Consider the following 14,810-nt stretch of genomic DNA (forward strand, 5'->3'; position numbering starts at 1 on the left):
CTTACCCAAACAGACGTAGACACCGGTGAGGTTGTGGTTGACGTACCAGCACCATCAGAAGGCGAAACCTTAGAGGTTAACGCCACCATTACTGATCAAGCGGGTAACGAAAGTGATCCGGCAACTGGCAGCGCCACCGTAGACACTCAAGCACCAAGCGCACCGACAGTCGCGATAGGTAACGGCGATGACTTCATCACCAGCGATGAGATTGATGCAGACGGTAACGTACCGGTCACCGTCACGCTACCAGGTGATGCCGAAGCTGGCGACACAGTTACCGTAAACGGTGAAGAGACCGTATTGACAGAAGACGACATCACAAACGGTGAAATCGTGGTAGACGTCCCAGCACCAGCCGAAGGTGAAACGCTAGAGGTTGAAACCACCATCACCGATACTGCCGGTAACGAAAGCGCGCCTGTTAATAACAGTGCGACGGTAGATACCATCGTACCAGGCGATAGCAATGGCGATGGCACATCAGATACCGCACCAGTAGTCACTATCACCGAAGATACAGATGGCGACGGCTACATCAATGCCGATGAACTAGAAGGTCCGGTTGACGTCACTATTGAAACGCCTGTCAACACCCAAATCGGTGACACCATCACAGTAACCAACCCTGATGGCAGCACAGAAGACTATGTGGTTACTCAAGATGTATTAAACACCGGTCTACAAATCAGCTACCCACAAAGCGACTTCCTAGAAGGTGAAGAAGTAACGGTTTCAGCGGTAGTTAAAGATGACGCTGGTAACGAAACACCAGAAGGTAGTGGCAGCGCCACCGTAGACACTCAAGCACCAAGCGCACCGACAGTCGCGATAGGTAACGGCGATGACTTCATCACCAGCGATGAGATTGATGCAGACGGTAACGTACCGGTCACCGTCACGCTACCGAATGATGCCGAAGCTGGCGACACAGTCACCGTAAACGGTGAAGACACCGTATTGACAGAAGACGACATCACAAACGGTGAAATCGTGGTTGACGTCCCAGCACCAGCCGAAGGTGAAACGCTAGAGGTTGAAACCACCATCACCGATACTGCCGGTAACGAAAGCGCGCCTGTTAATAACAGTGCGACGGTAGACGCTGTCATTCCAACTGCTGAACCAGTTGTCACCATTAACGATATAGATAGCGATGGTAATATTGATAGTGAAGATTTAAATGCTGATGGCACTGTAACAACTACTATCACCTTCCCAACAGATTCAGGCTTTAGTGAGGGCGATACTGTAACTATTACTAAGCCAGATGGTACTACAGAGCAAGTTGTGTTGACTGCCAATGACCTGACCAATGGTATTGAAACAACGTTTATACCTTTAGATGAGAACAACACCAACGTTATCAGTGCAGTAGTAACTGACCCTCAAGGTAACACTTCTCCTCAAGGTTCTGACCAAGCGATTACTGACTTGGTGTTCCCAGTAAACCCGCCTATTGTAGAGATAGTGGAAGATGAAAATAATGACGGTATTATCAATGCTCAAGAACTTAGTGGAACTATAGACGTAAAAGTCACTGTACCGGAAGACACTCAAATTGGTGATAGCATAAACATTACCAATCCTAATGGTACGGTCGACGAATATATAGTTACAGATGCTATTTTAAATAATGGTCTACTCTTGAACTATGATGTAGCTGAGTTCCCTGAAGGCGAAGAAAAAACAGTGTTAGCTACTATTAGTGATGCCGCAGGTAACAGTACACAATTTGGTGAAGATAGTGCATTCGTTGATTCAACAGCACCATCAAAACCAGAAGTGGTTATCGGAAACGGGGACGATTTTATTAATGCTAATGAGATTGATGCCAATGACAAAGTTAATGTAACGATTAGTTTACCTGCCGATGCAGTAGCTGGTGACACCCTTACTGTAAATGGCGTTGATATTGAGCTAACTGCAGAAGATATCGCTGCCGAACAAGTATATATTAAATTTACAGCACCGGAAGAGGGGGCGATTTTAAATGTTGAAGCAAAAATAACCGATATAGCAGGTAATGAAAGTGAAAGAGCAACCGATAACGCCACTGTTAAATTCATACCTGAAGTCGATATTACATTTATTGCAGGAGAAGCCCAACCTGAAAATAATGAAATAGAAGACGAACCTTATGCCATCATAAGTCCGTCAGACTATCAAAGTGGTTTCACGATATCTGGTGATACCTCTAAGATTGATCCTGACGCAGTTATAGATGTCACTATTACGGAGTCTGGAAACGCTGCCAATACGTTAGAGACAACAGCATTGGTTGATGCAGACGGCAATTGGTCTGTCACTATTAATCCTTCTACCTCGATTCCAAACTTTGATCCTACCAAAGGATATGAAGTAACTGCGGCAGTCAATGATGGCGGTACTGTTGTTGCTACCGATACCGATTACACCAGAGGTATGCCTGTTGTTAGCTTATCAGTAGATTCGGCTAAAGGTGATTCTTATACGTCAACGCAAGGGGTAGAATATGCGGCTGCTTATGAGAATCAAAACGGTACCACTGATGATCAATTAATATATACTGCAACGATAGATAATGCGCTAACTAGTGAGACAACTATTTCACTTAATATTGGTGGCGCCGCTGATTTTGAAGGCCGTGTAATAACTGATCAAAATGGTAATCCTACTAATGACTATGTCACGGATACAGGTCGTGACTACTATATTGAATTAGACGACGGTACTATTATTAATCCAGATGCACAAGGTAACTTCGAGTTGATGGTTCCTGAGGGTGATCCTGACGCTATGAGTCAAAAGCAAATAGAATTTAAGGTGATACCGATTGCAGAGCCAAATTCATCGCGTTATGTGGGTGAGGGATTAGAAGATGTCGTGGTTACTGCTGAAGATAGTAATGATGTGTTGGCAGCTACTGACGGCACAGAGACTGCCATTGGTACTATCATTGATATCAACCCTATTTCTATGGCAAATATCACTGGTGACATCAGCTTAATTGCTGGACCAACTTCAAACACTGCTTATCTGGCAAATACTGAAAACACGACTCAAAATGGTAACCAGTTTGCACCAGCTACCGACGCTGAGGGTGAACCTGGTTTGGTAACTACCAATGCTTCAGATACTATCTATTCAGGTCTTACCCAAGATAGATCAGATAGCGGTTATGGTAATATTTCTGTTAACCGAGCCTCTATTGGTAGAAACCAAATTAATGATACAGATGGAACTAATGTTCGAACTACGGTCGATCTTGCAGCTGGCGACGATAAGTTAGAAGTTTTCGGTAGAATACTTGCCAATTCTTATACGTATACTGGTGAAGGTAATGATTTAGTCAACCTTTATGAAGGGTCAACAAATGTTAATACTCGACTGTTTACTGAAGCCGGCGACGATACGATAACCGCTGGTGGTATTCCAGATGGTAATGGCGGCTTTTATGTGGAACAAAACATAAATGGCGTTCTTACTCAAGTTCCAGTTTCCAGTACGACTCTGAGTGGTGATACCTATACGGGTAGTGGTAGTGATTCAGTGTCAGTACATGGCAATATGAATAATGGAGTGATCGATTTAGGTAGTGGTGTCGACTTGATCGACGAGGGTACTGCACAAGCTTATTATGCGGGTGATTATAGTTACTTGAGCTTATATAATGATGGTGATTTTGACGCCAATACTGGTGTCTTTACCAACGTTAATGCTGATGAAGTAACCGATGTCAATACACTCGATGTGACGGGTACTGTTAATGGTCACGAAGTAAGAGGCGGTGCAGGTAAAGATCTGATAACTATTGGTGAATATGTTGATAGTGGCGCTACTGTTAATCTTGCTGGCAACGATGATTCTCTGAAAGCTAGCGAGTTCAATAATAGCTCTACCATCGATATGGGTTCAGGTGATGATAAAGTTGAGTTAGGTTCTATGGGTAACGGTGTAGGTACTCCTACAATACTACTCGGTACTGGCAGTGATACCTTAGATTTAACCACTTTGAATAAGGGTAATATTGACACTGGTGCAGATACTGATATTGATACTGTTAATATAACCAATATGCAGGGAGGTACAGTCAACTTAGGAGAGGGTGATATTTTAAATATAGCCAATATGAGTAATGGTACCCTTGCCTTAAGTAGTGCTGACGATGTTATCACTATTGGAGATTTGGTTACTGATGGTATGAGTGTTACTAACTTCACGAGTGGTGCGATTAATGGTGGAAGTGGTACAGATACCTTAAAAGTTGTTAATGGTAGTTCTATCAACGCTAGCAACATAACTAACTTTGAGACTGTCGACTTAGGCCGAGGCGACGCAAGCAATAGTATTTCAATAGGTAGGAATGCTGCTCGAGATCTCGATGGTTTAACCATTGAAGGTGATGCTAATGATACTGTTAATTTAACAGGTAACTTAAGTTATTGGGAGCAGACAGGCAGTGCTAATGGCTATAATGAATATACCACATCAACTTTAAGTGGTAACAATCCAGCCACTATAATAATCTCAGAAGATATTAACGTTGTTATCTAGAGATAGTTAAAAAAACGAATGTTTAAAGAACTAAACGCCTTATTACGAGTAATGCCAGTCAGTTAAGGCCAAACCCGAAGAAAAGTAATAAAATAGCTCATCTATAACTAGATGGGCTATTTTACTATGAGACTACAAGAAGCAATTAATGAGACGCATAAAAGGATCCCAGACACTTTAGAATAATTTAAAGAATAAATAGACCCTGAATGGATACAGCAGGCCCTAGAATATACAGGCAAAGCGAGCATTAGAAGGCGGAAGCTACCAGCTGAACGCGTTGTTTGGCTAGTCATCGGTTCCGCCTTATATCGAAACCGTTCCATCTGGTATATCACATAGCAAATGCGGCTTAATCTAGACTCACAGTCCTGCGTACCCAGTGCTGTTGTACAAGCAAGACAACGCCTCGGGCATGAACCTAGCAGCTATTTAATCAATTAAGTGCTCACTACCAAACGGAATCATAAGACCAGTAACAAGACTTCATGGGACTTAGCGTCCAAGCCGTAGTTCGAGTCGTATACTCATTGCATACACTAACGAGAACCTTCAGCACTTTAGCTCACAAAGGTAGAACCAAAGAGGCGCCTTATCCATAAATGCGTTCGGTATGTCTTATCAATACTAACACTCATGAGATCATTGACACAGCTCTTGGAGATATGGGTCAAGGAGAGATCACTTTAGCTCGTCAACTAAACGTTCAGGATAATAGCATTACGCTCATTAAAAGAGCCTATTTCTCAGCAGACCTACTGATTAGTTTGCAACAAACTTATCCAAACAGACACTGGATCATGTGGGCTAAAGATAATCTGCGTTACAGTGTGATTAAAACCTTCAGCGAAGGGGACTACTTGATACAAATCCCAGTTTCTCCTCAGGCTCAAAAGAAAACCCAAACCTACCCGATACGTGGCAAGCTCGATTAATTGAATGGCATTACTCGCAATGAGGGCGTTTTTTTATGCCAGTTCATAATGTTACAAATTTAGATACAGACTTAACTAACAAATGAACAATAACAACTAAATAGTCAATGCAAGAGTACGATAGGATTTAAACCAATGAAAATTTTGATTAAAATCAATGATAACTAACACTCTTTATATATCTGTCAATGGTTTGTACCAATTCAATATAACTCAACGTTTCAAGTGACTTGTACTTATTCGATAAGAATTAATACATTCTATATAGTCTAAGCGGCTATTAATTATCAAGGACAGTCCTTCAAGTTCTATAAATAATAACTTGAATCGGTTAATGATGATGTCCGTGATGGTGCCCAGTATGACTGGCTGCAAGTGTATTCTCTGGATCGTCTAACGAACATACAATGGCATCAAGCCGATTATGCGGATGCTCAATCGACTCAACCTGAATCGTTGTATGGCTAATACCCAGTTTTTCTAAACTATGCTCTAAATCATGAATGAGTTCACTGGCTTCTAAAATACGCAGATTACCATCGACAACTACATGACATGATAGAGAATGAATGCCACTTGTTATGGTCCAAACATGTAAGTCGTGAACAGTAATAACGTGGTGATGCGACTCTATGGTTTGTTTGACTTCCTCTAATGAAATCTCTTTAGGGGTTCCTTCCATTAGAATGTGGGTTGACGCTTTTACTACTCTAAAGCCGCTTATTAATATAAGAATAGCAACGATGACAGAAGCGACAGGATCCGCCCATACCCATCCTAACCACATCATCAAGAGTGCCGCTATAATAGCTGCCAATGAACCCAATAAGTCGCCAATAACGTGCAAATAAGCACTGTGCATATTTAAATTTTTCTCACCAGGGTTAGATGAGTCATGTTGATGGTCTTCATTATGAGAATGGTGGTGTTCATGTGCTGACCCATCACGATGTAATAGCCAAGCTACCAATAAGTTAACGCAAAATCCGATGCCTGCGATGATCAACATACCCATCGATGCCACTTCTGGCGGTGAGGTAAATCTGTCGATGGCTTCCCACATAATCATAATAGCGATAATGATCAACGTGGCGCCATTTGCTCCAGCAACTAATATCTCAAATCGTTTATAACCAAAAGTCTTTTGTTCATTGGCGGATTTTTCACCAATTTTAAAAGCAAGTAACGTCGCACCCAAAGCTGCAGCATCAGATAGCATGTGTCCTGCATCAGATAAAAGCGCCAAACTGTTGGTTAAGACACCACCAATAGCTTCAATGAGCATAAAAAATGTGATGATTAGAAAACTAAACAACAATGTGCGGCGCTGTTTACTCATATCTCTTGCAGTGGGTTCATTATGAAAATGCGGGGGATGATGCGCAGCAGTAGGTTCTGAATTATCGTTCAAATTTGGCTTTTGCGAGGTCATAGCGTAACACCTTATTAAACAAACACAATTCAACACTCTATAGGCATAATAAAGTCTAGAGGCTAAGCATTCTATTAATCAGACTAGTAGAATGTTATAGTCGGTCAATTACTAAACGGTTACGGCGTTAACCTCGCTAAGCCTCCATGAGTAGTACTTGCACTCGGTTGCCTTGTGACTACTTTAAAGTTCTGTGACTATATATAATAAGCCATACTCCCATATTACCACCCTATAGGATCTATATCTAACGTAAGCTTTAAGTACTTAGCGGACGGTAGCTGTATGACTTGTGGCCACCATACGTTTAATATCTGGTGTAGGTGAGAGCGCTGTTTGGCAAGTAACAAAAGCTGACTATGATAGCGACTGTTCTTCTTTTTCATAGGCGCATCAATCGGGCCCAAAATAGCCAAATTGTGAGGCGGCAATATACCGACCGCATCTTTAAGCGCTTGCGTTGTTCGCGCTAAAGTTTTACCTTCGCAGCGTATTAAAGCTGCGTAAGTGTAAGGAGGAAGACCAAGGAGCTTGCGCTCATTGAGTAACTCTAATGCAAAGGCGTGGTATCCTTCACGCACCAATTTTTGTAATAACGGATTATTGGGCCTCACTGTTTGAATCAGCACTTTACCAGGCTTACTACCGCGTCCTGAACGTCCAGCAACTTGTATCATAAGCTGAGCAGTATGTTCAGGGGATCTAAAGTCGGGGGACAAAAACCCCCTGTCTGCATTGGGTAAGCAAACCAAGGTCACGTTTGGAAAGTGATGGCCTTTTGCGATCATTTGTGTGCCTACCAATATAGCAGGATCGCCTGTGTTTATACGGCGATATACTTCATCCCAACTGTCTTTACGGCGCATGGTATCGCGATCAATTTGTATAATAGGGTATGTACGGACAGACTTTTGAGGATTGGAGAATAAGGCATGCAAGCTTTCAGTCAGTCTCGTTGTTCCAATCCCCACCGCACTCAAATTAGTACTTGAACACTCAGGACAGGCCAAAGGAATAGAGGCTTGCCAATCACAGTGATGACATTTCAAATAGCTGGGCTGATTTTGATTAAGCTGACTATGGTGCAGGGTCATATGCGCTTCACATCGCCTACAGTCTGCTTGCCACCCACAAGCGCTACATAATAATATGGGAGAATATCCACGCCTATTTAAAAAGACGAGCACTTGTTCGCCAGATTCAAGCGTATGACGAATGGCATCTATGGTTTCGTTTGTCAGACCTGTATCTTGGTTCTCTTGAAGGTTTGGCAGTAGGTTATTTTGTTTATCATCTGTATGTGTAGGCAGGTCGCTATACTGCGTCGGCTTATCACGCGCATCGACTAAATACAGAGTTGGTGCAAGTGCGTTTCCTGCCCGTTTGGTTAATATAAGCTCGGTAAGCTTACCCTCTTGAACCAATTTTAAATGATCCAGTGAGGGGGTGGCAGTCCCTAAAATAACTGGTATATTTGCTTTGAAACCTCGATACAATGCTACATCGGCAGCATGATAACGCAAGGTGTCTTGCTGCTTAAAAGACATGTCGTGAGATTCATCTATAATGATAAGTCCAAGCTTATCAAATGGATACAGTACTGATGAGCGGGTACCAATTACAATTTGAGATCGGCCTTGGCGGCAGTCTTCCCAGCCTTGCATACGCTGTGTATTATTTAGATTTGAATGCAGCAATAAAATATTGGCAGAAAACCGTTCGGCAAACCGTGCTCTGGTTTGCGGGGTCAGTCCTATTTCTGGAACTAAGACTAAAACTTGTTTACCCGCTTCAAGTACATGCTGCATTGATTGCAAATAAACTTCCGTTTTACCACTACCTGTCACCCCATTTAATAAGAACCCTTCATAGATTTTATTATTAAAACAAGTAACGATAGCATCGACCGCAAGTTGCTGCTCTTTGTTCAAATCAAGCGGCATTTTAGCCAGCGTTACCGGCTTGGGTTTAGGTTTTGGAGACATAAAGTGTTCAATAATCCCCAATGTCTCTAACCGTTTCAAAAAGGGGCGCTCCATACCTTCCAACAATAACGTATCTTCGCTAGCGCCTGTTTCGCCATGTAATTTGAGCATCATAAACTGTTGTTTTTGCTTGTGCGCATTCGCTGCAAAATACTCATCTGTGATATGAGGCAAAACCCGCCAATGAGTTTCTAATAAATCAAGCGGTTTACCGTCTCTAATGAGTTTAGGTAACATGACAGATAGTACATCGCCAAGAGGGTAGTGATAGTAGCTTGCGAGCCATGTTGCAAAATCCAGCATCTGCTTATCAAAGATCGGAATCTCATCTAAGCTTTCTATGATGGTTTTTAGTTTATTCTCAGGAACATCGCTTTGAGTGAGCGGTACGTAAGCCACAACTATGCCAATGAGCTTTTGGCGTCCGAAGGAGACCTTAACACGGCCGCCAATTGGGGGAAGAAAATCAAAAAGATCTGGGGTACTGTCTTTATTTGATGAATTCTCGATGGTTTGGTTGTCTTTATTCTGATTGTCGTTATTGTGATTGTCGTTATTAGGGTTATCGTTATTAGGGTTATCGTTATTTTGTACATTAATTGATTGATTGGCAGGGGGCAGGTAATCAAATTCTCTATAAAGAGGTACTGGCAGCGCCACACGGATTAACATTAAGGTGACCTCCTCATTAGAACCCAATCCTATTTAATTAAAAAGTGACGTATGTCATTATCATACATCACTCGTTTTTAGTCTTATACAACTGACCCTAGGCATTTAAATGTATGAAACGCTTAAATAAACTTATGGAGCGTATAGATTGTTAAGCACATGGCATAAGGCACAAAAGCATAAAATACTGAATAGGCGGATGTGTTAGGGCGGGTTGGAGTATTCGCAAATTAGCACTGCTGATAGCAAAATCGTTCCACACGCTCTAATCTTCTATAAATAAGATAGATTCAATTTCTACCACAGCACCTTTTGGTAAATCGGCGACTTGAACCGCAGCACGAGCGGGAAACGGCTCAATCAAACGGTTCTTGAAGACAGTATTTAGTGTATCAAAGTCGCTTAAGTCTGTTAAAGAGACGTTAAATTTAACCACATCTTTAAGTGTACCCCCAGCTGCGTGACAAATTGCTTCGATATTATCCATTACCTGTAATGCTTGCGCTTCAAAGCCTTCTAATAATTGCATGCTATTGGGATCGAGTCCTATTTGACCTGAAATATATACAGTACTACCATTCGGACCAGATATTTTAACAGCTTGAGAATAAGTGCCGACTGCTGAAGGCGCTTTATCAGTATGAATAGTCTCACGAGGCATAATGGGTCCTTATTATTAGATAAATATTATAATTACATTTTTATATTTTTAGCCAGTTTCTCTTCAGTCTTTATTGTCTATTGGTTCGACGATTAAACCAAACATTTTAGATGAGTTGTTTATTGCCGTTATTACCATGTTATAAACGGCTACAAACGATATAACCGTCTAATATTGCCAAATCCAACATGGGGGCGTAGTGCTTCAATACTTTCATGTAAGTGGTTACGACTGCGCACAATGATATGAATTATTGTAGATTTTGCTCGAACATCAACTTTTTCAACACCGATGTTAAGTTGACGTAAGGTATAAACCACATCGGATACTTGTTCATCATTTAATGCTAAGTTAATTTTTAAGTACGCCGTAAAATGAGGGCGATCGCTTGGATGTTCTATACTACGTTCTATCTGCTCTTCACTATACCAGTTTAGCTGAACAAGCTCATAAGGCTTGTCTTTGAATTTATTGATAATTGAATAACAGCGATGACGATGCACCACCAATCCATGTGTGGTTAGATGTCCGATTATAGGATCACCAAAGATTGGGCGACAACACCCCGCAAAATGAACTTCGACACCATTAGCATTTGACAATAACTGATTGGGTCTATCAAATCCCTTCTGATTGGCTTGTTCATGAATTTTGGTCACATCATCGCTAAATAGCCGTGATACAACGAGCTGGGGTAATAAAGTACCGGCACTCATACTTTCAAATAGCTCGCCTTTATTCTTGGCATTTTGCCACTGCAATAAATCATCCCAATCAGAGTCTGTCACATCATCGATTGATTTATCATAGGTTTGTAAGGCACGATCTAGCGCTTGTCTGCCATGTAATTGTTGCTCCTCTACGGGTAAGCTGCTAAACCAGCGTCGAAGGGTGCGATGAGCTTTGCTGGTTACCACAATGCCTAGCCATTCAGCTTTGGGTTTTGCGCTGTGATCGATTTCAATTTCGACAGTCTGTCCAGTTTTGAGGGTTGAACCAAGTTTGGCTTCTTCACCATTGATGATAGCACCGACTGCAATATTACCGACCTTAGGGCCTACAGCGTAAGCAAAATCCAGCGCAATCGCACCGCGCGGTAGCTCATACGCGCGGCCTTCAGGGCTATAACAAATTATTTTACGAATATTTAAATAACTGATAAGGTCATCAAGCGTATCAAGCAAGCCTTCATAATCTTGCGCTTCTGAAATCTCGGCATCACTATCAGAAATAAGCTCTTTCATATTGCGTAAAGAGGCTTCAATCACTGAGCGGCTAATCTCAGAAGCTTGCTCCGCTCCAATAACCCCAAGTCTTGCCGCATCTTGCATCTTTTGAGTTAATAAGGTGACCTTGATGGTGTCGTTATCACGCACATAAGTTAAGGTTAATGATTGGTTGCCGCCAGGTAGGGGATGGCGTATGTTATCGGCAATAAACTCCCTTGGTATGTCGTATCTTTTGATAAGGTAGTTAGCAAGCAAATCACAATCTTCGATACTGTGCGTGACAATCTCAAATGCGTAATGTCTGAGTAGATCATCAATCTCACCGCGATTTCTAAAAAACTGACGGTACATAACCACTTGATTTTCAAGTACCCGCACATGGCCGGACACATGATGTCGATCTAGGACGCGGTTTAGATATTGATGAATGGCTTCTTTTTGGTATTTTCTACCCAGTCCGTGTTGAAGCAATTTGTCCGACATCTTGGTATACATAACAGGATCAAGATTTCGATAACACAGTATCTCCATATAATCGGCAATATCATTGAGTCCCATCAAACGTGCAAAGGGGATATAGAATTCTAAGGTCTCTGCTGCTGTCGAGCGTTGTTTTTCAGGTCGAACCGCATCCAAAGTTGACATATTGTGCAAACGATCAGCAAGTTTGATAATTAATACACGAGGATCATCAAGCGTTGCTGTCATGATTTTATGAAAGGTAGCGGCTTTGTTTTGCTCTTTATTGCGTTTTGAGGATTTAAGTTTGGTGACGCCATCTACTAACCGAGCCACTGTGGCCCCATATCGAGTTGCTATTTGATCTGAGGTAACCTCAGTATCTTCAACCGTATCATGTAATATAGCAGCGATTATACAGTCGTGGTCTAAGCGAAAACCTGCGAGAATTTCTGCCACCGAAATTGGATGCGTAATATAAGGCTCGCCAGACTTACGTTTGTCTTTTATATGAGCCTCATCCCCAAACGCACAAGCATCTAATACATCCTGCTTTTCTTCATCATTAAGGTAGTATATGGCACGATATAAATTGCGCTGTGCATCATCTACTAAGTGATGACTAAGCTTAGGTAAGCCTAAAGAGTGTCCCGTAATATTTGCTATATCTTCATCATTAGAATTAGGTAAGCTTATATCACCTGTATCAATAGGGTCAATAACGTTGTCTGAGTGGGAAATGTTGTTAATTTTTTTGCCATTCATATTAGTGTTAAAGTCGTCAATAATTAGGTCAGTATCAGAGGATGTTGTCGTATCAGGATGAGTGGTAGTAGTAATGGAAGTAGTTGTACTATTACAATTACTAGAATCAAGAAGCGTATTTGACTGAGATTCTGAATTGAACATAAGCATCTTGACCTTAATTGATTATGAATTGATTGACAGTTTATTAACAGTTGATTAGCAATGTCACGAATGCACGGTCTAAGAGTAGAGCACTATGTTAATCAACATACCAATAACCAAAGCATAACCCAGTTTGATTTATATTATATAGCCTAAGCAGCTAAACGTATCAAACACTATCTTTTATTTACTCAATATTTTGTATTTAATAAAGCAATACCCATAATTAATCTTAATTAAGGAGGGTTGTCAACCGCTCAACCGATAAAACTACAAATTAACGCTCGTTTGGAGAAAAATATAAAGAATATCAAAGTGATAAACCTATTAAAGTTTATATGTAAATATCCAACATCTTATATAAAATTTTAAAGCTAAAAAAGCCACGAATTGTGTATTAACAAATCGTGGCTCAAATAAGCGATAACATAAGTTTAGAAACTCTGACCACTGCTAAGTGCTAAATCTAGCGAATTGGTCGCAAAATGATGATCAGGCTGATTAAGAATATCTTTTGTGACTAAACCTGATGCAATTTCACGTAATGCCAATACGGTTGGTTTGTCATTATCTACTTCTACTAAAGGCTCAGAGATACCTTTTGCAAGTTGATGTGCGCGTTTGCTGGCAACCAAGACTAGCTCAAAACGGTTATCTACTGCATGTAAGCAATCTTCAACAGTTACACGTGCCATAAAATCCTCTTTTAATCACATTGTGATTGATATTAAATATTGATAGTCAATCAATTAGTATACCAAATATTGCGGCTAATAACTATATTATCAAATTACTATATTGATAAATGACTATATTAACAAGTGAATATATTAATAGTGTCTATTTAAAAAGTGACTATATTAAAAGCGACTATACTAACAAGTAACTATACCAACCATTAAATATATCAACTAATAGCTATGACAACTAAAAATACTGTCTAAATTAAACCTATCTATATTAAATAGTCATGGTATCAACACTCATTTGCTATGCTAAAAATAAATCAGCTGCTAGTCTTTAATAAGATCATTGATGGTTTCTCGATATCGAGACTGCTGGCGAGCAAGCGTTTGACGCTTAGCAACAATAATAGACTTAAGGTCTGATAAAGCAGCTTCAAAATTATCATTGATTACCACATAGTCGAAGTGCTCATACTGCTTCATCTCAGTAACAGCACCCGCTAAGCGTTTTTCAATAACTTCCTGCGAGTCTTGACCACGTGAAGACAAACGCTGGCGTAAGGTGGCGCGGCTAGGGGGGAGTATAAAAATCATCGTCACGTCATCAAAAAGCTCTTTTATTTGTAGAGCGCCCTGCCAATCAATCTCTAATATCACATCGATTCCGGCATTTAATTGCTGATCCACACTTTGGCGTGACGTGCCATAGTAGTTATCAAATACTTTAGCATGCTCTAAAAAGTCACCCGCTTGTATGCCGCTGACAAATGCGGCTGTGTCCGTAAAATGATAATGCTGACCTTCTATTTCACCTGGACGCGGACTACGTGTGGTATGGGAGACACTAACTGCTAGGTCATTGGTGGTCGCAATAAGCTGCTTTACCAGCGACGTCTTACCTGTACCTGATGCTGCCGTTATTATAAATAGTGAGCCTTTCATAAGTTAATTCTCGTTTAATTATAAGGTGTTGTATATTGAGCGTTTTACTTTGAACGTCTTATTTGTCATATAGGGTTTCTATCAAATGTCGAGTAAATAGCGACGCAATAGCGTATTAATGCAAGGAGGATAATCTACCCATATCGCTTTAAAAAGTGCTATCCAATTGGATAAATGTAAATTACTACTCTTAGGGTGTGCCGCCGATTTAAAAGATATGCTAAAGTAGTCAGAATTTTAACTGTTTATTCGCCCCTAATTGAAAACATTTTTTGAAGACACATATAGCACATTATAATAGTAGCAATCTTTCAAGTCCTAGTTTCTATTGTGCCAATGATTATAGTTCTAAATTTAAAGTTCA

At 40.8% G+C, this 14,810-nt stretch carries 8 protein-coding genes and 1 pseudogene; 3 read left to right on the plus strand and 6 right to left on the minus strand.

The window, feature by feature from the left end; genetic code table 11:
- From AC2SLP_RS10295 to AC2SLP_RS10305, 3 genes and pseudogenes are all read left to right on the plus strand, one after another.
- Positions 1–4,536: beta strand repeat-containing protein (locus tag AC2SLP_RS10295; protein ID WP_486536582.1), on the plus strand; the 4,536-nt coding region annotated here is incomplete at its 5' end.
- 198 nt (positions 4,537–4,734) lie between these two features.
- Positions 4,735–4,863: pseudogene (locus AC2SLP_RS10300) on the plus strand (transposase domain-containing protein); the annotation flags it as partial.
- 275 nt (positions 4,864–5,138) lie between these two features.
- Positions 5,139–5,471, plus strand: a complete 333-nt coding sequence (locus AC2SLP_RS10305) for a hypothetical protein (RefSeq protein ID WP_486536583.1) — start codon at positions 5,139–5,141, stop codon at positions 5,469–5,471.
- 331 nt (positions 5,472–5,802) lie between these two features.
- Here AC2SLP_RS10305 and AC2SLP_RS10310 read toward each other — a convergent pair whose 3' ends face one another.
- The 6 genes from AC2SLP_RS10310 to gmk all read right to left on the minus strand — a co-directional run bounded on the left by AC2SLP_RS10310 (position 5,803) and on the right by gmk (position 14,446).
- The gene (locus AC2SLP_RS10310; RefSeq protein WP_486536584.1) at positions 5,803–6,903 is read right to left on the minus strand and encodes a cation diffusion facilitator family transporter; all 1,101 of its coding nucleotides are present in this window, start codon (positions 6,901–6,903) and stop codon (positions 5,803–5,805) included.
- Between the two features lie 224 nt (positions 6,904–7,127).
- Complete coding sequence (locus tag AC2SLP_RS10315; RefSeq protein ID WP_486536585.1) at positions 7,128–9,560, minus strand: primosomal protein N'; 2,433 nt, start codon at positions 9,558–9,560, stop codon at positions 7,128–7,130.
- Positions 9,561–9,825: 265 nt separating this feature from the next.
- The gene (locus AC2SLP_RS10320) at positions 9,826–10,221 is read right to left on the minus strand and encodes a Rid family detoxifying hydrolase (protein ID WP_486536586.1); all 396 of its coding nucleotides are present in this window, start codon (positions 10,219–10,221) and stop codon (positions 9,826–9,828) included.
- A gap of 149 nt (positions 10,222–10,370) precedes the next feature.
- The gene (locus AC2SLP_RS10325; RefSeq protein WP_486536587.1) at positions 10,371–12,818 is read right to left on the minus strand and encodes a RelA/SpoT family protein; all 2,448 of its coding nucleotides are present in this window, start codon (positions 12,816–12,818) and stop codon (positions 10,371–10,373) included.
- Between the two features lie 434 nt (positions 12,819–13,252).
- Positions 13,253–13,513 (minus strand): DNA-directed RNA polymerase subunit omega, encoded by a 261-nt coding sequence (gene rpoZ / locus AC2SLP_RS10330; RefSeq protein ID WP_486536588.1) that lies wholly within the window; start codon positions 13,511–13,513, stop codon positions 13,253–13,255.
- A gap of 318 nt (positions 13,514–13,831) precedes the next feature.
- Positions 13,832–14,446: a guanylate kinase gene (gene gmk, locus AC2SLP_RS10335; RefSeq protein ID WP_486536589.1), complete on the minus strand. Its 615-nt coding sequence runs from the start codon at positions 14,444–14,446 to the stop codon at positions 13,832–13,834.
- Positions 14,447–14,810 lie beyond the last annotated feature (364 nt).

This window comes from Psychrobacter sp. CX21 (assembly GCF_057396255.1).